This is a genomic window from Azotobacter chroococcum, assembly GCF_002220155.1.
GTDB classification, from domain to species: Bacteria; Pseudomonadota; Gammaproteobacteria; order Pseudomonadales; family Pseudomonadaceae; genus Azotobacter; species Azotobacter chroococcum.
Genome location: NZ_CP011835.1, coordinates 461,175 through 484,011, shown reverse-complemented (window position 1 = coordinate 484,011; position 22,837 = coordinate 461,175). Strand labels below are relative to the sequence as shown.

The following is a 22,837-nucleotide window of genomic DNA, read 5'->3' as shown; positions in this document are numbered from 1 at the left end:
GCGCTCCGAACCCCGCACCGGCATCCCGACGAAGGTACTTGGGTATTTGTACCCGCCCGTGCCGCCCCCTGAAAGCCCCCCGCTATAATCGCCCGCTCCGGCCGAATCACTCACGAACCATGCCAGACGCCCTACCTCTCAGCGGCCCGCGCCTGCTCGAACGCTTCCGCGCCCTCAACGACTTCCTGCTCGCCCACCAGGACCTCTGGCGGCCGCGGCCATTCAACTTCCTGCAGCTGCCCTGGGAAGCACGGCACCCCGAACTGGCCGCCTGGCTGCGCCGACGCTCCCTGGACGACGCCGAGGCCGCCCACAACCACCCCGAACAGCTTGCCGCCCCCGCGCCCTTCGACGCGCTGGCCGCCGCCTCGCTCGTCCTGAGCGAGACCGGCGCGCTACCCGCCGTGGCCCGGGACGCAGCCCCGGAGCGCTTCGCGGTCGACGTGCCGGGCCGCAAATGGCAGCAGATCCGCCACTTCGCCAGCCGCCTGCAGTTCGCTACCCCGCCTGCCCACTGGCTCGACTGGTGCGCCGGCAAGGGCCACCTCGGCCGCGCCCTGGCCCACGACGGCACGCCCCTGACCTGCCTGGAATACGACGCCGAACTGGTCGCGGCCGGCCAGGCGCTCAGCGACCGCCTGCAACTGGCGGCCGAACACCGCCTGCAGGACGTGCTCGCCGCCGACGTCGCCGACCAGCTCGACGCCCGCCACACCCCGCTGGCGCTGCATGCCTGCGGCGAACTGCACGTGCGCCTGCTGCAGCTGGCCAGCGCCGCCGGCTGCCGGCAACTGGCGGTGGCGCCCTGCTGCTACAACCGCATCGACAGCGAGGACTACCGGCCGCTGTCCGTCGCCGCCCGCGCCTCGCCGCTGCAGCTGTCCCGCGACGACCTGCGCCTGCCGCTCAGCGAAACCGTCACCGCCAGCGCCCGGGTCCGTCGCCAGCGCGACCAGTCGATGGCCCGCCGCCTGGCCTTCGACCTGCTGCAGCGGGAACTGCGCGGCGTCGACGTCTACCTGCCGACCCCCTCGCTGCCCCTCGCCTGGCTGCAGAAGGACTTCGCCGACTACTGCCGCGACCTCGCCGCCCTCAAGGACCTTCCCTCCCCCGCCCCGCGCGACTGGCAGGCCCTGGAAGCCCGCGGCTGGCAGCGCCTGGCCGAGGTGCGCAACCTCGAACTGCCGCGCGCCCTGTTCCGCCGCCCGCTGGAACTCTGGCTGCTGCTCGACCGCGCGTTGTACCTGGAGGAACAGGGCTACCAGGTCCGCCTGGGCCGCTTCTGCGCCCCCCAGCTGACCCCGCGCAACCACCTGCTGCTGGCCGAACGGGTTACCCACACCCGCTGTGGATAACTTTGTTGATGATTTCCGGAAAGACGCCCCCGAAGCCCACGGGTGGCGTCGCGCAGGAGCTTGCTCGTTTTTCGAGCAAAAATAAAAAATCAATAAAAACAAGCGATTGCGGAGGCGACCAAAAGTCGCATGGCGATCCTCGTCAAGAGGCTTGCCAGGTCCCGCCAATGTGAATAAACGCAACGGCAAAGCCCGTCCAGCACCGCCCTGCCGTATCAGATTCGGCGCCGCCCAGCAGGCTCCCGGCGCCGGCCAGGCGAGATCGCCGCGCAGGCTGAGCATGGCGCCGCCCTGCAGGGCGGCAGGGTTGCAGCGCGATTGCCCCGGCTGGCCGCCCGGCGGGACGTGCACTGCGCACGCCGATACGGCACAATTCGCCCCCTGTCGTTGTCCCCAGTGTCGCGGCCCGTCCGCGGCAGGAGTCCAGAATGTCCCTGAAGATCACCGACGATTGCATCAACTGCGACGTCTGCGAACCCGAGTGCCCGAACGGCGCCATCTCCCAGGGGGAAGAGATCTACGTGATCGACCCCAACCTGTGCACCGAATGCGTCGGCCACTATGACGAACCCCAGTGCCAGCAGGTCTGCCCGGTGGACTGCATCCCGAAGGACGAGAACCACGTCGAGAGCCGCGACGAGCTGATGCAGAAGTACCTGATCATCACCGGCAAGGCCTGACCGGTGCCCGGCGACGGAACGCCTGCCCTTCCCCTCCGCCTCGGCCGGCTCCTCGCCGGCCTGGCACTGCTGGCCCTCGCGGCCACCGCCGAGGCGCAGGCTCCAGTCCGCGCCGCCCTCGCCACGCCCCATCCCGAAGCCAGTGCCGCCGGCCGGTCGGTTCTCGAACAGGGCGGCAATGCCTTCGACGCCGCCGTGGCGGTCGCCGCCAGCCTGGCGGTGATCGAGCCCTATGGCTCCGGCCTCGGCGGCGGCGGCTTCTTCCTGCTGCGCGAGGACCAGGGCGACGCCCCGGCCCGCTACCGCTTCCTCGACGCCCGCGAGCGCGCGCCCCTCGCCGCCCACGCCGAACTCTACGTGCGCGACGGCCGCGCCCGGCCCGAGCTGTCCCGCGACGGCGCCCTGGCCGCGGCGATCCCCGGCCTGCCGGCGGCGCTGGTCGAGCTGGCCGCCCGCCACGGCCGCCTGCCCCTGAGAGACAGCCTGGCGCCGGCAATCCGCCAGGCCCGCGACGGCTTTGCCGTCGACCGCCTCTACCGCCAGCGCGCCGAGTTCCGCCTGAGCGCCCTGCGCGACGACCCGGAGAGCGCCCGGCTGTTCCTCGCCGACGGCGAAATCCCCGCCGAAGGTCACCGCGTGCGCCAGCCGGAGCTGGCCGCGACCCTCGAACGGCTCGCCGAACGCGGCCATGACGGCTTCTATGCCGGCCCCGTCGCCGAGCGTCTGGTCACCGGGGTGCGCGCTGCCGGCGGCATCTGGAGCGCCGAGGACCTGGCCCGCTACCGGGTGGTCGAGCGCGAGCCGCTGCGCTTCGCCCTCGCCGAAGGCCGCGAGCTGATCGGCGCGCCGCCGCCCTCGGCCGGCGGCATCGCCCTGGCGCAGAGCCTCGGCATGCTCGAACGGCTGCCCTGGCGGGCGGCCGACCGCGTGCAGCGCGCCCACTATGTGGTGGAAGCCTCGCGCCGCGCCTTCCGCGACCGCGGCCTGCTCGGCGATCCGGACTTCGTCGCCAACCCCGTCGAGCGCCTGCTCGCCCCCGCCTACCTGCGCGAACTGGCCGCCGGCATCGACCCGCAGCGGGCCACCCCCAGTTCCAGCCTGGCGCCGGCGCCGGCCTGGCGCGAGGGCGAGCACACCAGCCACTTCGCCGTGCTGGATGCCGAGGGCCACGCGGTGGCCGCCACCCTGTCGATCAACCTGCCGTTCGGCGCCGCCTTCACCGTGCCGGGCACCGGGGTTCTGCTCAACGACGAGATGGACGACTTCGCCGCCGACCTGCAGGGCAGCAATGCCTACCGGCTCACCGCCAGCCCGGCCAACGCCGTCGCCGCCGGCAAGCGTCCGCTGTCGAGCATGAGCCCCAGCTTCATCGAAAGCGCCGACGACCTCGCCGCCTTCGGCACCCCCGGCGGCAGCCGCATCCCCGGCATGGTCCTGCTGGCCGTGCTGGACTACCTCGACGGCCAGCCGGTCCGGCGCTGGCCGTCAGTGCCGCGCTACCACCACCAGTACCTGCCGGATGTCATCGAGCACGAGCCGGGCGCCTTCGATGCCGCGGAAATCGCCGAGCTGCAGCGCCGTGGCCACCCGTTGAAGGTGCGCGAACCCTACGGCAACCAGCAGGTGCTGCACTGGGACAAGCGCAGCGGCGCGGTCGAGGCGGCCAGCGACCCGCGCGGCCTGGGCCGCCCGGACTACCTGCCCGCCCGGCGCTGAATCACGCCCGTCCGGCCGCTGCGGCACGCCCGTGCTGGCATCCGCACCGGCACTTGCTTAGCATGGCATCCATCCGTATCCAGCCCGTAGCCGCCCGAACCATGATCATTCGCCGCTCTTGCTCGCCCCTTCGCCTCCCGTTCCCAGCCACTTGCCGGAGGGAGCGCGCCCGATGAAGACCTTCCTCGACTGGTCCGCCTACAAGGACGCGGGCATGGGCGACGCCTATGCCGACATTCCCAGGTACGGCGGCGACTTCGCCAAGGCGGTGGCGGTGTGCATCAACAGCCGCCAGTGCGAGGCCGAAGGCAAGCAGGTGATGTGCCCGAGTTTCCGCGTCAGCGGCAACGAGCACCTCTCCACCGGCGGCCGGGTGCGCCTGCTCAAGGCGGCGCTGAACAGCGAGCTGGCCGAACAGGCGCTGGCCGATCCCGCCCTGGCCGAGGCCATGGACCTCTGCGTGGCCTGCAAGGGCTGCAAGCGCGAGTGCGAGGCCAACGTCGACATGCCGCTGATCAAGGCCGAATACCTCGCCCAGCGCGCCGCCCGCCAAGGCCTCGGCTGGCGCAGCCGGCTGTTCGGCCACACCCCGCGCTGGCTGCACCGCGCGCCCTGGCTGAAACCCCTGGTGCACTGGCGCAACGCCAGCCCGCTGCTGGCACGGCTGTCCGAGCGCCTGTTCGGCCTGGCCGCCGGCCGCGCCCTGCCGGAGCCGGCCGCCCAGCCGTTGGCCGCCGCGCCGGCCAACGCCACGCCGGCCGCGGGCCTGCCCGAGGTGGTGCTGCTGGTCGACACCTTCACCCGCCACTTCGAGCCGGGCATCGCCGAGGCGGCGCTCGCCGTGCTGCAGGCCGGCGGCTACCGGGTGCTGATCGCCGAGCCGGAGGGCAGCGACAGCGAGCCGGCGCGCGCCCTGTGCTGCGGCCGCACCTACCTGGCCCAGGGCATGATCGACGAGGCACGCACCGAGGCCCGCCGCCTGGTCCAGGCGCTGCTGCCCCACGTGCAGGCCGGACGCACCGTCGTCGGCCTGGAAGCCTCCTGCGTGCTCGGCCTGCGCGACGACGCCCAGGCGCTGGGCCTCGGCGAAGCCGTGGAACAGGTGGCCAAGCACTGCCTGCTGTTCGAGGAATTCCTCGCCCGCGAAGCCACCGCCAAGCGCCTCGACCTGCCGCTCAAGGCCCTGGCCGGCAGCGAAACCCTGGTCCACGGCCACTGCCACCAGAAGGCGGTCGGCGCCATGAAGTCCATGCGCCGGGTGCTCAAGCTGATCCCCGACCACGAGTTCAGCCTGATCGAATCCGGCTGCTGCGGCATGGCCGGCACCTTCGGCATCGAGGCGGAACACGCCGAGATGTCGGCAAAGATGGCCGAACAGGCGCTGATGCCGGCCCTGCGGGAAAAACCCGAGGCGCGGGTGGTGGCCAACGGCTTCTCCTGCCGCCACCAGATGCGCGCCCATGGCGACCAGCGGCCGCGGCATCTGGCCGAGCTGCTGCGCGATGCGCTGGCGGAAAAGACCGACTGAAGCCATCCGGACGGCTTTGCGCAGGGTGGGCAGCGGCGAAGCCTTGCCCACCGGTGCCCGGACACCCCGTTCAGGCCTTGCTGGCGCCGACCTCGCCGCCCATCGGCGCCTCCTCGCGCAGGGCGAACCGGTAGTGACGGCAGGCCGGGCTGTACAGGCGCAGGCTGCGGCCGAAGAGGCGCAACAGGTAGATCGAGCCGAACGCCTGGTAGCCCAGGCGGAAGCAGGACTTGAGCGAGTCGAAGTTGGTCGACTCGACATACGAGATGATCCCCCGTACGCCCTCCTCCATATAGCTCTGCAACGCCCGGTTCATGCCGATGGCGTGCAAGCGCTGGCCGCGATACAGGGGGTTGGTCAGCCCCTTGTACATGTAGACATAGTCCGGATCGAAATCGAGCAGCATGTCCGGCGGGTTGATGCGGGTCGGCTGGCGCGAGTACCAGCCGTAGGCGGCCAGATTTTCGCCATCGAGAATCGCATAGCAGCGATCGCCCTTGGCCAGGGCTTCATCGAGAAAGCTGTCGTCGAGCTCATTCTGTGGATCGCGGGCGAAGTGGCGCAGCTGCTTCTCGTCGAGAAAGCCCGGCGTGTAACCGGCCGGACAGTCGAGAAACGCCGGATCGACCTTGAGCAGCAGGATGCCGCGCAGGATCTTGAACAGGGCCAGCCGGTTGATGGTTCTCACCAGCAGCAGGTGGAGGGTATGCATGGGACCCACCTGCTGCAATTTACGCCGTATGCGCGCGATATAGTCACGCGGTTGCAAGCTTTCCATGATGGCCTCATCGTGCTTCGGAAGAATGTAGAAGGCACAACTTCAACGGCTGAGAAGATTGCGAACTTTATCAACCTGACGTTTTGTTTATCAGTCACTGCCGATTGGCCCCCGAATGCCCGAGCACCAATCCTTGTTAACTCTAGCCGGGAGTTTCGAAAAACAGACATACATACACGTATATACCTTCAGACCGTAAGCCTGTGACTCGCCACTGCCTGCTTCATCGACGGCTGAAACACGGCAGGCCAACTCCGCGTCCGCGCCAGGCGAAGCAGGCCTGGGGACGCCGGTTGAGAACCTTCACGATCTTGCTAGCCAGTAGCCGGTACGGCCATGGTCGACACGCAACGGAACCGGTACAGGCTCCAGACGAATCCTTCAATAACCGGGCGAACTTCCGATCTTCGGGGCCAAGGCCGCCAGCAGAGAAAGTCCATGAATCCGCTTTCTGCATACCGCCCGAGGAAAGAGCGCCCCTCCGCTTATTGAGAGAACTTATTCCCAACCCCGCACAACTGCTGCAGTTTTTTTCGAATTGTTCTTTCGCAATCAGACCTGCCGGGCAGGCCGCTCGGATACGAGATTAAATCCTTCAGGCAATTGGCGAGTTGAGCCGCTGGGGAACATGAACGCACTCATACAACGCCCCAAGTTGCCTTCGGCAAAAGCTGCGAGTGGCAGATCGGCATTCGTCGTACTCGATGCGCCAGGAAAAGCCCGACCTGCCCCGCATCCAGCGTATGGAAAAATCGGCGCAGTCTGTCGGCAAACGGTCTCGGGATCGAGGCCAGGAATCTGCGCGCTCTTTCCGGGTGGTCCAGACTTCAGGGATGGCCCGGCTTGAGAACTTCACCCGACGTCGATGCCTCCGCAATGGCCACCCCTTCATCGGGGTCGATCGACAACGACATCCCCAGCGTTTTACTCAAGTTCCGGCCCGTCCCGCGCGCCAGGGTGGTTTGATCCCGATGCGCGCCCCTGTTCTTGCGAGGCCCGCCATGCAAAAGCCACTGCAGATCCATTTCCACCAGATCGATCCTTCTCCGGCCATCGAGGCGCGTATCCGCGAGCAGTGCGATGAGCTGGAAGAGTTTTACGACCGGATCATCGGTTGTTCGGTTAGCTTCGGCGCCCCGCATCAGCGCCACCACCAGGGCAGGCTCTACCAGGTCAAGGTGCACCTGACGCTGCCGGACGGCGAAATCCACTCCACGCATGCTCACCACGATGAGCATGCCCACGAGGATCCGTACGTGGCGATTCGCGACAGTTTCAAGGCTGTGCGTCGCCAGCTGGAGGATTACGCGCGCAAGCGCCAGGTCCACGTCAAAAGCCACGAACCCGCGCAGCAGGGGACGGTGGTCGAACTGCATGGCGATATGGATTACGGCATGCTCGAAACCCCGGACGGACGGCAGATCTATTTCCATCGCCACAGCGTGCTGAACGCTGCCTTCGATCACCTGCACACGGGCGATGAGGTGCGCTTTGCCGAGGAGGCCGGAGAGCAGGGGCCGCAGGCCAGTACCGTGCATCCGCTGGGGAGACAGCACGCGCCGGGCTAACGCCGGAGGCGGACCCTCGGCAACGTCCGATCCACGCCAGCCGGCCTGCCCCTGCTCAGCCGGCCTCCCGCGCCTCGACCTCTGCCAGACGCTGCCGCACACCGCCGATCGAATCCTGAATCCTTCGGGTGAAGTCGGAATGCTCGCGGTAGGTCATCACCAGGCGGTCGATGGCGCGGGTCATGGCCACGTAGAGCAGGCGCGCCTCGTCGGCTTCCGCTTCGCCCTTGTGGGGCATCTCGCCCAGGCCGGGGATCAGCACCAGGCCGAACTCCAGGCCCTTGCTCGAGTGCATGCTGACGATCTTGACCGCGTCCTCGTCGCCGTACAGCGCGCCCCGGCCCTGGGACGAGATGCCCGATGCGTAGCGCAACCCGGCTCTGGCCAGCGTCTGCTCGGCCTGCCGGGCCTGCGCCTTGCTGCGGTAGATCACCGCCATGTCGCTCAACGCCCGGCCCTTGCCCTGTTCGTCGCGGATGCGCTCGACGATGCAGTTCCATTCGTGCCAGTCCGATTCGCAGCGGATCAGCTCGGGGAAGGCGCCACGCCGCCCGGCGCTCTCCGGAGCGACGACGGGCACGCCGTCCTCGGCGGCCTCGCGTCCGCTCAGCAGCTCGCTGGCGAAGGCGCGTGCCACCGACAGCACTTCCAGGGTATTGCGATAGTTCAGGCGCAGGATGGTGGTGCGGCCCTGGGCCTGGATGCCCACGCTGGCGAAACTGAAGTCCAGGCCGCGCCGGCCGCCCTTGCCGCGATAGATGGATTGCGCGTCGTCGTAGAGCACCAGCAGCGCGTTGGTGTCCGGGTCGACCATCTGCACCACCAGCCGGAACCACTCGGGGTGGAAGTCGTGGCCCTCGTCGATCAGCACCGCCGCGTACTGGCCGCGCGGAATCCGGCCGCGCTCCACGCCGTCGATGGTGTATTGCACCATCAGCGCCATTTTTTCGTCGACAGCCAGGTTCTGGACCGGCAGGTCCAGGTTGTAGGCCACCAGCATGTCGCGGCACCAGGCGTGGAAGTTGCGCACCGCCACCTTCTCGCCCAGGCCGCGCTCGTCCATCACCTGCTGCAGGCGCCCAGCCAGCGACTTGTTGTAGCAGAGCACCAGGATCGGCTTGCTCGACACCTGGGCCAGATGCGCGCAGCGGTAGCCGAGGATCATCGTCTTGCCGCTGCCGGCCGCGCCATGGATCACCCGGTGGCCCTCGCCCAGCGAGCGCGCCAGCTGCTCCTGCTGCAGGTCCATCACCCTGATCAGCGACGGCAGCGGCGCGGCCTCCTCGGCGAACAGCCCGAACTGGCCGGGCTGCGCGTTGACCCGCACCTCCGGGTAGAGGTGGTAGCGCACGCGGTCGATCTGCGGCAGCGTCAGGTGACAGGGGAAGACATGGTGGAACATGTCCCACAGGCGCTGCTGCAAGGCCTCGGCGTCCACCGACTCGGTCATCTCGTCCTGGAAGATCACCCGCTGCGGGTCCAGCACGTCGGCCAGATCGGTCGCCTCGAACTGCCGGCGGGTGATCCCCGCCAGCACCACGCCCCAGCCGTAGGGCATGATCAGCTTGCCGGCATGGGGCGAACCCGCCGGCTGCTTCAGCGCCGGGTCCTTCTGCAGCGTCACCGCCACCTCCAGCGCGTAGACCCGCGCCTGCACCATCGGGTTGGCCACCGACTTGAGCTGGCCGCCGTCGAGGATCTGCGCCTTGCCGCGATCCATGCTCTGGATCGTCTCCAGCTTCCAGTCCTTGACCTCCAGCACCAGCACCCCGCGCTGCGGGTGCAGGACGACGAAATCCGGCTGCAGCGCCTTGGGCCCGACCGGGATGTTGAACCAGCACAGGTAGTCGTCTTCGAGTTTTTTCTCCAGACGCTCCGCGAGCCGCCGCTCGCCCGGGGTGTCGAAGCGGCAGGCGGAGCGGGCGGGGAAGAATTGAGCCATTTGCGATGCCTTTTCCGTGGCGTGCCCGTGGGCACGGGTCAGATCGTGGAGGATGGCGGGCTTGCGAAGCACGCACTTGAGCGGTGGCGCATGATATCAGCAGGCCATCACTGTCTCGACGCTCATCGCCCATGACAGGCCTTCGCCTGTACGCGACTCGGCCTTGGACGATGGCGATTTTTCGCTCGTGCGCTGCAACCGCCGCAGCCGTCGCATTGCCAAACCAGAACCGCCACGACGACTCGGAAAACCATGCATTTGAAACCTCCCACTCGCAGCACCAGCCTGCCTGCCATGACGGGATTGCTGCGCCCCGGCCGCGGCGCGCTGAGCCTCGCCCTGCTGCTGGCGCTGGCCGGCTGCACGGCGCAGCGCACGCAGGAGCCGCGCCCGGCCGAGGTGCGCGCGCAGATCGTGCGGCTGATACCGGCCAGGATTCCCGACCGCGAAGGCTGGGCGACCGACATCTATGCGGCGTTCGCGGCGCAGGACATCGCCCCGACCGCCGAAAACCTGTGCGCGGTACTGGCCGTGACCGAGCAGGAATCGACCTTCCAGGTCAATCCGCCGGTGCCGGGGCTGGCCAGGATCGCGCGCAAGGAGATCGACCGCCGTGCCGACCAATTGCACATACCGGAGTTTCTGGTGCGGGCCGCCCTGAATCTCGACTCGCCCGGCGGCAAGACCTACAGCGAGCGCCTGGGCGCCGTGCGCACCGAGCAGGGGCTGAACGCCATCTTCGAGGACTTCATCGGCATGGTGCCGCTGGGCCGGCAGCTGTTCGGCCGCCTCAACCCCGTGCAGACCGGCGGGCCGATGCAGGTCAGCATCGCCTTCGCCGAAAGCCGGGCGCGTGACTACCCCTATCCGGTCGAGGACTCGATCCGCCACGAAGTGTTCAGCCGCCGCGGCGGCCTGTACTTCGGCATCGCCCACCTGCTGGGCTATCCGGCCAGCTACAGCCGGCCGCTGTATCGCTTCGCCGATTTCAATGCCGGCTGGTACGCCAGCCGCAATGCCGCCTTCCAGAACGCCGTCAGCCGCGCCTCGGGCATTCCGCTGGAGCTCGACGGCGACCTCATCCGCCACGACTCCTTCACCCCGGGGCGACGGAGCTGGCGGTGCGCTCGCTGGGCAGGAAGCTGGACATTGGCGACACGGCCATCCGCCGCGCCCTGGAACAGGGCGATCGCCTCGACTTCGAGGACAGCAGACTCTACAAGCGCGTGTTCGCGCTGGCCGAGCGGCTCGAGCGCAAGCCGCTGCCGCGCGCGGTGCTGCCGGGCATCAAGCTGCAGAGCCCGAAGATCACCCGCAATCTCACCACAGCCTGGTTCGCCAAGCGGGTCGACGAACGTCACCGGCGCTGCATGGCGCGCGCTGCGGGCAAAAGCCGGAAGTAGCGGCGCCGCGTCCGGCGAGCGTCTGCCGGAGGCGCGGCGGCTCCCTTCACTTCAACTGGATCAACGGCTCGTCCTCGACCGTCAGCCGGCGCAGCGCACGGGACTGGCCGTCGCCGAGCTGCAGCACGTTGCGCAGGCTCTGCACGATGCGGCTGACGTAGCCCAGGTCGTTCATCAGCGAGCCGGTCTGCAGACCGTCCAGTTCGCGACGGCGGGCGGCGGCGAACAGCCGGGCGCGGAACTGCGCGTCGAAGTCCGCGGCCCGCTCGTCGAGCAGCTGCAGGCGCTCGTGCCAGGCCTCGTCCGGCACCTCCAGGCGGCCCAGTTCGCGCACCTCGCGCAGCATCGCCAGCAGGTGCCGGCGCAGGTCGACGTAGGCCTCGCGGACCGGCGAATCCTCGCCGCGCAGGTAGTGGCCGAGGTTCTTCTGCAGGTGCTTGGCGTCCTTCACCGCGTCCACCAGCTGCAGCGCAGCCAGCTGGCAGGCGATCCAGAACTGCTGGCGGGCCTCGTCCCGCGGCGCGTCCACGCGGCCCATGAAGCTCAGCAGGTCGCCGTAGACGCCCTTGATGTGCCGCTGGTAGAGCGCCTCGGCATCCAGATGGTGGCCGTCCGGCCGCGCGCGCAGCAGCGCCTCGTCCGCCCGGTCGCTGGCCAGTTGCTCGACCGGCAGGTAGAGCGCGTGGCAGATCACCTCCAGGCTCAGCCGGCCGAGGTGCTGCAACTCGCGCAGCACCGCGCTGGCGGCGGCGTCGGCCGACTCCAGCAGGCTGTCGCCAAGATAGCGCGCGCGGGTCCGCGGCAGTTCGTCCGTCTCCGGCGCCAGCTCGGTGATCAGCACCTGCGGCTCGCGGCGCTCCGGCAGCCAGCGCTCCAGCAGGCGCACCAGCTGCGCCTGCCAGGGCCAGAACAGCAGCACGCCGAGGGCATTGAACAGGGTATGGAACAGCGCCAGCTGGATCAGCCGGTTGTCCGCCAGCCCCAGCGGCGTCGCCAGCCACTGCACCAGAGCGGCCAGGGGCGTCAGCAGGGCCAGCGTCACCAGCGCGGTGACGCCGTTGAACAGCACATGGGCCAGCGCCAGGCGCTGCCCGCCGCGCTCGCCACCGAGGATGCCGGCCAGCGCGGTGCTGACCGTGGTGCCGACGTTGGAGCCGATGGCGACGGCCAGTCCCTGCTCCAGCTCGAGCTGACCGCCGGCCAGCGCCGTGAGGGTCAGCATCAGGGTCGCGTGGCTGGATTGCAGGACCACGGTGACCGCCAGGCCGAGCAGCACGAACAGCAGCGCCCCGGACAGCCCGTCGACCTGCCAGCTGCCCAGCTCCAGCGCCTCGCCGAAGCCGGAGAAGCCCGTCTTGATCTGGTCGATGCCGAGGAACAGGAAGCCGATGCCCAGCAGGATGCGCCCGGCCGCCCGGCTCTTCGGCCCGTTGAAGCCGATCAGCACGCCGAACACCAGCAGTGGCAGGGCCAGCGGCGCGAGCGAGATGTCCTGCCCGGCCAGCGCCAGCAGCCAGATGCCGCTGGTGGTGCCCAGGTTGGTGCCGAAGACGATGGCCAGCCCGCCGGCCAGGGAAATCAGCCCGCTGCCGATGAAGGCGACGGTCAGCAGGGAGACCAGGCTGCTGGACTGCACCAGGACGGTGCCGGCCAGGCCGAACATGAAGCCCTTGAACGGCGTGGCCGTGCTGCGCTTGAGCAGCGCCTCCAGCCGGCCGCCGGCGAGTTCCTTGAGCCCCTCCTCCAGGCACTGCATGCCGAACAGAAAGAGCGCGAGCCCCGCACACAGCTGCAGCCAGCCGGAACTGAGCCAGAAGGAGTAGGCCAGCCCGAGGGCGACCAGAAAGGCGAAAAGGAATTTGGAATAGTGATTCAAGGACCAGGATTTCCCATGCCGGACAGCGCCTCGCCCCGCGGACAAGGGGAACAAAGCCTACGCTGCCGGCGGGATGCCGGGAAGCCTCGGGGCGCTGGCGCGCCGCAGGGAATACCGGGCGGCGGCTCAGTCCTGGCGATAGCCGCTGGTGCTGCAGCCGAGGCAGCGCACGAACGCCTCCCGGCCCGGATCGACGACCAGCGCCTGACCGGCCTCCTTGACGTTGCCGCCCAGCGCGGTGAACGGCAGGCTGATCACGAAGGCCGCCGCACCGATGATGGTGCCGGCGATCAGCAGCGGCCGGGCGATCAGCAGGTCACCCATCATCGCGTAGGCCGGCGGCGCCTCGACGGAATAGAGGGGATCGCCACTGACATTGGATTGCTCGGCCTCGGCGTGCGACCCGTGCGCCGGCAGGGTCGAAAGGCCAGTGGTCAGCGCCAGGACAAGGGCGAGCGAGCGAAGCGGAGACATGCGGCGGTCCTTCATCGGTGTTTTTGGCAGAGCCGTGACTATAGCAGTGCCCCCGATATTGCCGGCGTGACGGCCATCAATCGGCGAAGATCGCGGCCTAGTGCAGTTTCATAGATGAAGTTGTGGAAATTATGGCATCAGGCGATGCTATGCCCCATGAAAGCACCTCTATTCGTTCGCCCTTTGACTACCGAGGAACGGCAGGCCCTGCAGGTTGGCTTGCGTGCCCGGGAAGCCTTCACGCTGCGGCGCTGCCAGATCCTGCTGGCCAGCGCTGACGGCAAGACCGCCACGGAAATTGCCGCTCTGTTCGGCTGCGCCACGCAAACCGTACGCAACACCCTGCGGGCCTTTGCCGCCGAGGGGGTGTCTTGCCTGACGGAGAAGTCGCATCGGCCCAAACGTGTCCGTCCCTTGCTTGCGGGCACGCAGGCCGAGCGCTTGCGCGCCTTGCTGCATCGCAGCCCCCGCGATTTCGGCAAGCCCACCCGCTTGTGGACCTTGAGCCTGGCCGCCGAAGTGGCCTTCGAGCAGGGGCTGACCGAACGGCAGCTGAGCCACGAGTCGATCCGCCAGGCCCTGATGCGCCTGGGCGTGGGCTGGAAGCGGGCCAAGACCTGGATCACCAGTCCGGATCCGCACTATGCGCGCAAAAAAAGCGACGCGACTGGCTGATCGAACTGGCCACAACGCACCCGGACTGGGTGCTGGGTTTTCAGGACGAGGTCTGGTGGAGTCGTTTCGCGCGCCCGTTCCTGAAGGCCTGGAGCGCGGGTCCGGCTTTGCGCCTGCAGCAGTTGTCGGTGGATCCGCAGGATGCCGAACCCAAGGCGCTGAGCTGCTATGGCCTGCTGCGCGCCGACACGGGGCAGATGCTGCTGCGCTTCGTCAAGGGCCGCCCGGTCAGCCAGGTGACCGAGGACTTCCTGGAGTGGGTCTGCGAGCGCCTGGCGAGCGAGGGGAAGAAGGCGCTGCTGATGATCTGGGACAACGCCAGCTGGCATATCAGCCACCGGGTGCGGGCCTGGATCGGGGCGCACAACCGCCGGGCCAGGGCCGAGGGTGGCGTACGGATCGTAACCTGCCGCCTGCCGAGCAAGAGCCCCTGGCTGAACCGGATCGAGCCCCGCTGGGTGCATGGCAAGCGGGCGATCCATGAACCCGAACGCCCGCTGACCAGCGCTGAGGTGATGGAGCGAGTCTGCACCTATTACGGTTGTGAACAGCTCCCGCCACTTGAACAGGATGTTGGTTGAAACTGCACTAGGGCCTATTAACACTACTCCGCGCGGCCGCGACGGAGCCTGTTTTTGCGCGGGGTTAGGCGCGAGGAGAGAAGTTTGGTCATTCCAAATGAACGACGAGCAACGACGCACCGCGCAAAAACAGGCCCGTCCCTGCGGGTTGCGCGGCAAATGGCGCCATGCGTCGTTGCGGGACTTGGCAAGGGAATGCCATTCCCTGCGTCCCGCGCCTCGCCTGGCGCCATTTGGCGCAGCAACGCGGCTCGCGGAGAGTAGTGTTAACAGGCCCTAGTCTTACTGTGTCATAAACGTGGATAGCCCAAACCGCCGTACAGGTCCCGGCAATACTCAAGCATCAGGTAGACACCCAGTTGATGACGCAGCGTCGTGATCGAGTCCGCCACATGCCGCTGTGCGCGCTGGCCGACCGCGGGGGCGGTAATCCGCGGGAAGCGCAGGTACCGTGCACCCCATGAGGTTTTTTTTTCCTTGGCCATCCGGTCCGGACAGGGCCTCACGGCGCAGGCGCTGCCCGAGCAGAAAACCGTAGGCGGCGATGCTCAGGCTGGCATGGTGGTGGAATCCCCGCCAACCGCGTCCCTCGTAATGTCCCAGCCCCAGGTCCTGCTTGAGATCCTGATAGTCGCGCTCGATACGCCAACGCAGGTGGGCGATGCGCACCAGTTCCGATAGCGGCGTGTCCTCCTCGAGCGTGGACAACCAGTAACGGGTCGGCTCGGCCTGCGTGAGGGGCCATTCGATCAGCAGCCATTGCTGCGGGTGCAGCCGCTGTTTTGCCGACACGCTGCCGGCAGGGCGTACCCGTACTGCAGCGAAACGCCCGCTCAGTGGTTCGTTGGTTCCCTGGCGCCAGGTGAGTTCCGTAAAGAGCTCGGGCGGCAGCGACAGGGCCAGCTTCTTCACCGACAGTGGTCGATGCTCCGGCGAGCGCCGCGTGGCTACCGGTGGGCGCCCCTTGCCCGTCCAGGGCTTGGGCGGCAGCGGCTGCTGGCCGGGCGGCCATACCCGCACGACCGAGGTTATCCCAACCACATAGGGCAGCCCCATGGCCGTCAACCCCTGGCGAAAAGCGCTGTCCACGCCGTAACCGGCATCGGCCACCACCCAATGATGGGGTTCCCCGGCTTCGAGCAACGCCTGCAACTGCGAAAGCGCTATCTGGGGCTTGGTGGCAAAGCGGACGTCCTCGGGTACGCCGGCCTGGCGGCGCCGCCCGGCATCTTCGGCCCACTCCCGGGGCAGGTACAAGCGCCAGGCTACCGGCAGGCTGGCCTGTTCGCACGCCAACGAGACGCTGACCGCCACTTGGCAGTTGTCCTGCTTGCCCAGCACCCCGCAGTACTGGCGTGCCACGCCCACCGAGTGCCGTCCCTTCTTCGGGAAACCGGTGTCGTCCACGAGCCAATAGCTGCCAGCGGACAGATCCATTGTCGGCAGGACCCACCGGGCCACACGGCGCAGCATTTCGGTATCCGACCAGTCGGCCTTGGCCACGAAATGATGCAACGCCTGGTGCCGGGCACTGGCATGCAGGGGGTCGAGGTGTGCCGCCATGGGCTCCACGCTCTTGCGCGCCAAGGGCAGCATCAGGCCTGAGCAATAGCCGCGCAGCCCGGCTTCCCGGTCGGCATGTCCCAGGCCGGCCGCCAGATGCGCCAGGTATTCGTCGAACCGGATCATCGAGTCCATCGTCGGTCTCCTTCGAACTGCCGAAGATCTACTGACGATAGCTCAATTTAGTGACACAGTAAGACTAGTGCCTCTCAGCGCTGGCAGCGGCCGCAGTAGACGCTGGCACGCTGGCCGAGACGCACCTCGTGCAGGGTGGCGCCGCAAACCTTGCAGAATTCGCCGCCGCGCCCGTAGACCAGCAGGGTCTGCTGGAAGTAGCCGGGCTTGCCGTCGCCGCCGACGAAGTCGCGCAGGGTGGTGCCGCCGCACTCGATGGCCTCGGCGAGGATGCGCCGGATCTCCCCGGCCAACCGGTCGTAGCGCGCCCGCGAGACCGAACCGGCGGCGCGCCGCGGATCGATGCCGGCGGCGAACAGCGCCTCGCTGGCGTAGATGTTGCCCACCCCGACCACCACCGCGTTGTCCATGATGAACGGCTTGACCGCCAGGCTCTTGCCGCGCGACAGCCGGTACAGGCGCTCGCCGTCGAACTCCTCGCCCAGGGGCTCCGGGCCGAGCCGGCGCAGCAGCTCGTGCGCCAGCGGATCGAGGCTCCAGAGCAGCGCGCCGAAGCGCCGCGGGTCGGTGTAGCGCAGCGCCATCCCCGACTCCAGCAGGATGTCGACGTGCTCGTGCCTGGCCACCGGCAACCCGGCCTCGACCAGCCGCAGGCTGCCGGACATGCCCAGATGGCCGATCAGGGTGCCCGCCCCGGCGCGGATCAGGAGGTACTTGGCGCGGCGCTCCACCGCCTCGATGCGCTGGCCGGACAGGCGCACGTCGAGGTCCTCGGGGATCGGCCAGCGCAGCCGGCGCTCGCGGACGACGACCCGCTCGACACGCTGGCCGACCAGATGCGGCGCGATTCCGCGGCGGGTGGTTTCGACTTCGGGCAGTTCGGGCATGGCGGCACGACAGGGCGAAAAAACGGGCACCGACCATAGCAGGAAGGCCGCGGCGCGCAAATCCCGCCCGCCGACCGGCGGCAGAACTTTGCCCGCGAGGATGGTCGGATTTCTTGTAGATCCCGCGCCCGCAGGCGCCTCATTCACCGCTCGGGAGGCACCCGATGACACAATCCCTGAAAGGCAAGCGCGTGGCGTTCCTGGTGACCGACGGGTTCGAGCGCGTCGAACTCACCGCCCCCCGGGAGGCCCTCGAACAGGCCGGCGCCCGGACCCTGATCGCCGCGGCCAGAGCGGGCAAGGTGATCGCCTGGAATCACACCACGCCCGCCGACCGCCTCCATGTGGACCGCACCTTCGACACCCTGCAGATCGAGGACTGCGACGCGCTGGTGCTGCCCGGCGGCGTGGTCAATGCGGACAACATCCGCCTGGACGAGATGGCCCAGGAGCTGGTGCGCGACGCGGCCCGCGCCAACAAGCCCATCGCCGCGATCTGCCACGGCAGCTGGCTGCTGATCTCCGCCGACCTGGTCAAGGGCAAGACCCTGACCAGCTGGCCGTCGCTGCGCGACGACCTGCAGAATGCCGGCGCCACCTGGGTCGACCGGCCGGTGGTGGTCGACGGCCAGCTGATCACCAGCCGCAAGCCCGCCGACATCCCGGCCTTCAGCCAGGCGCTGATCGACATGCTGGGCGGCAAGGCCGAGCACGTCTCGGCCGCCTGACCCCCTCAGGGCTCCCGGGCAGACGCCCGGGGGCCCTTTTCATGGGCGCCATCGGCAGCCCGCCGCCATCGGCCGGCAAAGGGTCCGGCAATTCTTCCGAAAAACCTCTCAAGGACGCGGCATAGCGGCCGATCTAAGGGGGACTCTCAGCCCATGCCAGGAGGCCCCTCCCGATGCTATCCCGCCGTCCCATCGGTGCCCGCCTGGGCATCGCCTTCGGTACCCTCGTCCTGCTCCTCGTCTCGGCCACCGTGGTCGCCCTGTACGGCATGAGCGAGCTGCGGGAGTCGGCCGACACCCTCGACCGCAACGCCAAACTGGCGCAGAACGCCGCCCAGGTGCGCCTGCTGGCCCTGGAGGAGCGCCGCTTCGAGAAGGACATCTTCATCAACCTTCGCGATGCGGAAAAGGTGCAATCCTACAAGACGCGCTGGGACGCGACCCTGCAGAAACTGCAGGACACCCTGCAGGCCGGCAAGGCCCAGGCGCCCGATGCGGAACTGGCCGGGCTGTACGAGGCGTCCGTCGCGGCGCTGGCCGGCTATGCCGGCGGCTTCGACGCGATCCACCGGCGCCTGCGGGCGGGCGAGTTCGCCGACACGGCCGCCGCCAACAGCGCCATGGGCCGGTACAAGGACGAGGTCTACCGTCTGGACGAAAGCGGCGCGGCCATCGACCGCAAGGCCGCCGAGCACATGGCCCGGGCCAGGGAGCAGGTCGCCGCGCAACTGCGCAACGCCCTGGTCGGCCTGCTCGGCTTCGCCGCCCTGGCCCTGCTGATCGCCGTGCTGATGGCCCTGTACATCACTCGCAGCATCACCGGCCCCCTGCATCGGGCGCTGGCGGCGACCCGCCGGGTGGCCGAGGGCGACCTGACCCAGGACCTCGCCGGCCACGCCCACGACGAGACCGGCCAGCTGCTCAACGCCATGGACGAAGCCAACCGCAAGCTGTCCGAGCTGGTCGGCTCCCTGCACGGCGGCAGCGAAAGCGTCTACCGCCGCGCCCGGGAAGTCTTCCACGGCAGCCAGGAGCTGGCCGCGCGCACCGAGGAGCAGGCCAGCGCCCTGCAGCAGACGGCCGCCAGCATGGAGCAGATCAGCGCCACCGCCCGGCAGACCAGCGAGGCCACCGAACAGGCCAACCGGCTCGCCGCGACCGCCGCACGCACCGCGCAGAGCGGCGGCCAGGACGTGGAGCGGAGCATCCTGCTGATGCGCGAGCTGGCCGACAGCTCGCAGAAGATCAACGACATCATCGGGGTCATCGACTCGATCGCCTTCCAGACCAACCTCCTCGCCCTCAACGCCTCGGTGGAGGCGGCCCGCGCCGGCGAGCAGGGCCGCGGCTTCGCCGTGGTGGCCGCCGAGGTGCGCAACCTGGCCAGCCGCAGCGCTACCTCGGCCCAGGAGATCCGCGGCCTGATCGAGGGTATCGGCGAGAAGATCGGCGAAGGCGCCCGCCAGGCCGAGTACAGCGGGCGGAGCATCCGCGACGCGGTGGACGCCATCCACCAACTGGCCAGCCTGATGGAGGAGATCTCCGCCGCCACCCGCGAGCAGCGCAGCGGCTTCGGCCAGATCAACGGCGCCATCGGCCAGTTGGACGGCACCACCCAGCAGAACGCCGCCCTGGTGGAACAGTCCCGCGCGGCTGCCGCCGCCCTGGAGGAGCAGGCGGCCCTGATGCAGCAGCGGGTGGCCGTCTTCAGGACGCGCGAAACCGCGGCCCGCGACCTGCCGGCGATGGCCTGAGCGCATCCTGCCCGCGCAGACGTGCGAGGGCCGGGCTGGGTAGAATCGCTGCACGCCACCCTCGGGAGACTCGCGTGCAGCCAGCCATTGCCATCCACGCCCTGTCCAAAACCTATGCCTCGGGTCTCACCGCGCTGCGGAATGTGAACCTGGAAATCCGTCGGGGCGAGATCTTCGCCCTGCTGGGGCCCAACGGCGCGGGCAAGACCACGCTGATCAGCATCGTCTGCGGCATCGTCAACCCCAGCGCGGGCCGGGTCCTGGCTGACGGCCACGACATCGTCGCCGACTACCGCGCGGCGCGCGCCCGGATCGGCCTGGTGCCGCAGGAGCTGTCCACCGACGCCTTCGAGAGCGTGTGGAGCACCGTCACCTTCAGCCGCGGCCTGTTCGGCAAGCCGGCCAACCCCGCCTACATCGAGAAGGTGCTGCGCGATCTGTCCCTGTGGGACAAGAAGGACAGCCGCATCATGGCCCTGTCGGGCGGCATGAAGCGCCGCGTGATGATCGCCAAGGCGCTGGCGCACGAGCCGCAGATCCTCTTTCTCGACGAACCCACCGCCGGCGTGGACGTGGAACTGCGCCGCGGCATGTGGGACATGGTGCGGCGCCTGCGCGAGAGCGGCGTCACCATCATCCTGACCACCCACTACATAGAAGAGGCCCAGGAGATGGCCGACCGCATCGGCGTGATCCGCCAGGGCGAGATCATCCTGGTGGAAGAGAAGGATGCGCTGATGGCCAAGCTCGGCAAGCGCCAGCTGACCCTGACCCTGGGCGAGCCGCTGGCGCGGATTCCGCAAGCGCTGCAGGATTACCGCCTGGAACTGTCGGCCGACGGCAGCCAGCTGGTCTACACCTACGACAACCAGGAACATGGCGGAGACATCGCCCGCCTGCTGCAGCGGCTGGGCGAGGCCGGCATCGAATTCAAGGACCTCAGCTCCTCGGAAAGCTCCCTGGAGGAAATCTTCGTCAGCCTGGTGCACCCCTCATGAACCTGTACGGCATACGCGCGATCTACCTGTTCGAAATGGCCCGCATGCGGCGCACGCTGATGCAGAGCGTGGCCTCGCCGGTCCTGTCCACCGCCCTGTACTTCGTGGTGTTCGGCTCGGCCATCGGCTCGCACATGGTGGACATCGACGGCGTCAGCTACGGGGCCTACATCGTGCCCGGCATGATCATGCTGGCCCTGCTCACCCAGAGCATCTCCAATGCCTCGTTCGGCATCTACATGCCGCGCTTCACCGGCACCATCTACGAGATCCACTCCGCGCCCGTCTCCTATATCGAGATCCTGCTGGGCTACGTCGGCGCGGCCGCCACCAAGTCCATCCTGCTCGGCGCCATCATGCTGGCCACGGCGCGGCTCTGCGTGCCCTTCCAGATCGAGCACCCGCTGTGGATGGTCGCCTTCCTGGTGCTGACCGCGGTCACCTTCAGCCTGCTCGGCTTCATCATCGGCATCTGGGCCGACGGCTTCGAGAAGCTGCAGATCGTCCCGCTGATGATCGTCACGCCGCTGACCTTCCTCGGCGGCAGCTTCTACTCCATCGACATGCTGCCGCCGTTCTGGCAGACAGTGTCGCTGTTCAACCCGGTGGTCTACCTGATCAGCGGCTTCCGCTGGAGCTTCTATGGCGTGGCCGACGTCAGCCTGCCGGTCAGCCTGGGCATGACCGCGCTCTTCCTGGTCCTCTGCCTGGCCGGCGTGCGCTGGATTTTCAAGACGGGCTATCGGCTGAAGACCTGAACCGTCCCCGGCTTTCGCTATACTCCGCGCTTTTTGCGAGAGTGCCCCATGTCCCTGCCCAGCCTGCGACTGAAAGCCAACGCCGAGCGCCGCCTGCGCGCCGGCCACCTGTGGGTCTACAGCAACGAGGTGGACGTGCTCGCCACCCCGCTGACCGCCTTCCAGGCCGGCGACCAGGCGATCCTCGAGGCGGCCGGCGGCAAGACCCTCGGCATCGTCGCGCTCTCACCGAACAACCTGATCTGCGCGCGGCTGATCTCCCGCGACCTCAAGCATCCGCTGGACAAGTCGCTGCTGGTGCACCGCATCAACGTCGCCCTGTCGCTGCGCGAGCGGCTGTTCGACGCGCCCTGCTACCGCCTGGTCTACGGCGACTCCGACCTGCTGCCCGGGCTGGTGGTGGACCGCTTCGGCGACCATCTGGTGGTGCAGCTCGCCTCCGCCGCCATGGAGCGCCACAAGGACGCTGTGGTCGAGGCGCTGGTGCAGGTGCTCAAGCCGCGCGGCATCCTGTTCAAGAACGACTCCAGCGCCCGCGATGCCGAAGGCCTTGAGCGCTACGTCGAGACCGCCTTCGGCGAGATGCCGGAATGGGTGGCGCTGGAAGAGAACGGCGTGAAGTTCGAGGCCCCGGTGCAGGGCGGGCAGAAGACCGGCTGGTTCTACGACCACCGCCTGAACCGCGCGCGCCTGGCGCCCTACGTCAAGGGCAAGCGGGTGCTCGACCTGTTCAGCTACGTCGGCGGCTGGGGCGTGCAGGCCGCGGCGTTCGGCGCCACCGAAGTGATGTGCGTGGACGGCTCGGCGCTGGCGCTGGACGGCGTCGAGCGCAATGCCGCGCTGAACGGCGTGGCCGAGAAGATGACCTGCGTCGAGGGTGACGTGTTCGAGGCGCTGAAGGAGCTGAAGGCCGCCGAGGAACGCTTCGACGTGGTGATCGCCGACCCGCCCGCGTTCATCAAGCGCAAGAAGGACCTGAAGAACGGCGAGGCCGCCTACCGCCGTCTCAACGAGGCGGCCATGCGCCTGCTCACCAAGGACGGCATCCTGGTCAGCGCCTCCTGCTCCATGCACCTGCCGGAGGACGACCTGCAGAACATCCTGCTCGGCAGCGCCCGCCACCTCGACCGCCACATCCAGCTGCTCGAGCGCGGCGGCCAGGGCCCCGACCACCCGGTCCACCCGGCCATCGCCGAAACCCGCTACATCAAGAGCCTGACCTGCCGGATTCTGCCGAGCTGAGGCATTCCCGACCGTAGGGTGGAAAACTCGCGCAGCGATTTTCCACCGCCGGCGCGGCGGTTGGGGGATGGAAATGGGGTTTTATCCTGGGTCGAGCGGGGATGCGGGGGCATTGGCGAACGGCTGGGGGCAATGCCAAAAACCGGCCGGTCATGGCAGGCAGAGAGCGGCCAGATACAACCGTTGTGGAACCAAA

General features: G+C 68.5%; 18 protein-coding genes and 1 pseudogene. 13 read left to right on the top strand and 6 right to left on the bottom strand.

Going from position 1 to position 22,837, the window contains the following annotated elements; all coding sequences use genetic code 11:
- The first annotated feature begins 119 nt into the window (after positions 1-119).
- The 4 genes from ACG10_RS02250 (at position 120) to ACG10_RS02235 (ending at position 5,279) form a co-directional block, all read left to right on the top strand.
- Positions 120-1,355 (top strand): methyltransferase, encoded by a 1,236-nt coding sequence (locus tag ACG10_RS02250; protein ID WP_089166964.1) that lies wholly within the window; start codon positions 120-122, stop codon positions 1,353-1,355.
- A gap of 428 nt (positions 1,356-1,783) precedes the next feature.
- Entirely contained in the window at positions 1,784-2,035 is a 252-nt protein-coding gene (locus ACG10_RS02245; RefSeq protein WP_039801425.1) for a YfhL family 4Fe-4S dicluster ferredoxin, read from the top strand.
- A gap of 3 nt (positions 2,036-2,038) precedes the next feature.
- The gene (gene ggt, locus ACG10_RS02240; RefSeq protein ID WP_089166963.1) at positions 2,039-3,751 is read left to right on the top strand and encodes a gamma-glutamyltransferase; all 1,713 of its coding nucleotides are present in this window, start codon (positions 2,039-2,041) and stop codon (positions 3,749-3,751) included.
- Positions 3,752-3,923: 172 nt separating this feature from the next.
- Entirely contained in the window at positions 3,924-5,279 is a 1,356-nt protein-coding gene (locus tag ACG10_RS02235) for a (Fe-S)-binding protein (protein ID WP_089166962.1), read from the top strand.
- Positions 5,280-5,349: 70 nt separating this feature from the next.
- On the opposite strand, the gene ACG10_RS02230 is transcribed toward ACG10_RS02235, so the two are convergent.
- Positions 5,350-5,991: a GNAT family N-acetyltransferase gene (locus ACG10_RS02230; RefSeq protein WP_227028794.1), complete on the bottom strand. Its 642-nt coding sequence runs from the start codon at positions 5,989-5,991 to the stop codon at positions 5,350-5,352.
- 1,067 nt (positions 5,992-7,058) lie between these two features.
- Here ACG10_RS02230 and ACG10_RS02225 point away from each other — a divergent pair.
- Positions 7,059-7,625, top strand: a complete 567-nt coding sequence (locus ACG10_RS02225) for an HPF/RaiA family ribosome-associated protein (protein ID WP_089166961.1) — start codon at positions 7,059-7,061, stop codon at positions 7,623-7,625.
- Positions 7,626-7,680: 55 nt separating this feature from the next.
- Here the strand turns inward: ACG10_RS02225 and ACG10_RS02220 are convergent, their stop codons facing one another.
- Positions 7,681-9,567, bottom strand: coding sequence for a 3'-5' exonuclease (locus ACG10_RS02220; protein WP_089166960.1), 1,887 nt, complete (start codon positions 9,565-9,567; stop codon positions 7,681-7,683).
- A gap of 294 nt (positions 9,568-9,861) precedes the next feature.
- Here ACG10_RS02220 and ACG10_RS02215 point away from each other — a divergent pair.
- Positions 9,862-10,970: pseudogene (locus ACG10_RS02215) on the top strand (DUF1615 domain-containing protein).
- Between the two features lie 46 nt (positions 10,971-11,016).
- Here the strand turns inward: ACG10_RS02215 and ACG10_RS02210 are convergent.
- Complete coding sequence (locus ACG10_RS02210) at positions 11,017-12,846, bottom strand: Na/Pi cotransporter family protein (RefSeq protein ID WP_198319001.1); 1,830 nt, start codon at positions 12,844-12,846, stop codon at positions 11,017-11,019.
- Between the two features lie 126 nt (positions 12,847-12,972).
- Positions 12,973-13,320, bottom strand: a complete 348-nt coding sequence (locus ACG10_RS02205; protein WP_089169778.1) for a multidrug transporter — start codon at positions 13,318-13,320, stop codon at positions 12,973-12,975.
- Positions 13,321-13,476: 156 nt separating this feature from the next.
- On the opposite strand from ACG10_RS02205, the gene ACG10_RS02200 reads away from it, so the two are divergent.
- Both ACG10_RS02200 and ACG10_RS02195 read left to right on the top strand, forming a co-directional pair.
- The gene (locus ACG10_RS02200) at positions 13,477-13,995 is read left to right on the top strand and encodes a helix-turn-helix domain-containing protein (protein WP_089166797.1); all 519 of its coding nucleotides are present in this window, start codon (positions 13,477-13,479) and stop codon (positions 13,993-13,995) included.
- A 29-nt stretch (positions 13,996-14,024) separates the two neighbouring features.
- Positions 14,025-14,576, top strand: coding sequence for a transposase (locus ACG10_RS02195; protein WP_089166796.1), 552 nt, complete (start codon positions 14,025-14,027; stop codon positions 14,574-14,576).
- 336 nt (positions 14,577-14,912) lie between these two features.
- Here ACG10_RS02195 and ACG10_RS02190 read toward each other — a convergent pair whose 3' ends face one another.
- Both ACG10_RS02190 and mutM read right to left on the bottom strand, forming a co-directional pair.
- Positions 14,913-16,274: an IS701 family transposase gene (locus ACG10_RS02190; RefSeq protein WP_089166638.1), complete on the bottom strand. Its 1,362-nt coding sequence runs from the start codon at positions 16,272-16,274 to the stop codon at positions 14,913-14,915.
- Positions 16,275-16,348: 74 nt separating this feature from the next.
- Positions 16,349-17,161 (bottom strand): bifunctional DNA-formamidopyrimidine glycosylase/DNA-(apurinic or apyrimidinic site) lyase, encoded by an 813-nt coding sequence (gene mutM / locus ACG10_RS02185; protein WP_089169776.1) that lies wholly within the window; start codon positions 17,159-17,161, stop codon positions 16,349-16,351.
- 164 nt (positions 17,162-17,325) lie between these two features.
- Between mutM and ACG10_RS02180 the strand changes: the two genes are divergently transcribed.
- From ACG10_RS02180 to ACG10_RS02160, 5 genes are all read left to right on the top strand, one after another.
- Positions 17,326-17,889, top strand: coding sequence for a type 1 glutamine amidotransferase domain-containing protein (locus tag ACG10_RS02180; RefSeq protein ID WP_089166959.1), 564 nt, complete (start codon positions 17,326-17,328; stop codon positions 17,887-17,889).
- A gap of 173 nt (positions 17,890-18,062) precedes the next feature.
- Positions 18,063-19,643 carry a methyl-accepting chemotaxis protein gene (locus tag ACG10_RS02175; protein ID WP_089166958.1) on the top strand — a complete coding sequence of 527 codons (1,581 nt, stop codon included), beginning with the start codon at positions 18,063-18,065 and terminating at the stop codon, positions 19,641-19,643.
- A gap of 74 nt (positions 19,644-19,717) precedes the next feature.
- A complete protein-coding gene (locus ACG10_RS02170; protein ID WP_089166957.1) occupies positions 19,718-20,641 on the top strand; it encodes an ABC transporter ATP-binding protein in 924 nt (307 codons plus the stop codon).
- Positions 20,638-21,399 (top strand): ABC transporter permease, encoded by a 762-nt coding sequence (locus ACG10_RS02165; RefSeq protein ID WP_089166956.1) that lies wholly within the window; start codon positions 20,638-20,640, stop codon positions 21,397-21,399. Before ACG10_RS02170 ends, ACG10_RS02165 begins: the two co-directional genes overlap by 4 nt.
- 48 nt (positions 21,400-21,447) lie before the next feature.
- Positions 21,448-22,641 (top strand): class I SAM-dependent rRNA methyltransferase, encoded by a 1,194-nt coding sequence (locus ACG10_RS02160; protein ID WP_089166955.1) that lies wholly within the window; start codon positions 21,448-21,450, stop codon positions 22,639-22,641.
- Positions 22,642-22,837: the final 196 nt, after the last annotated feature.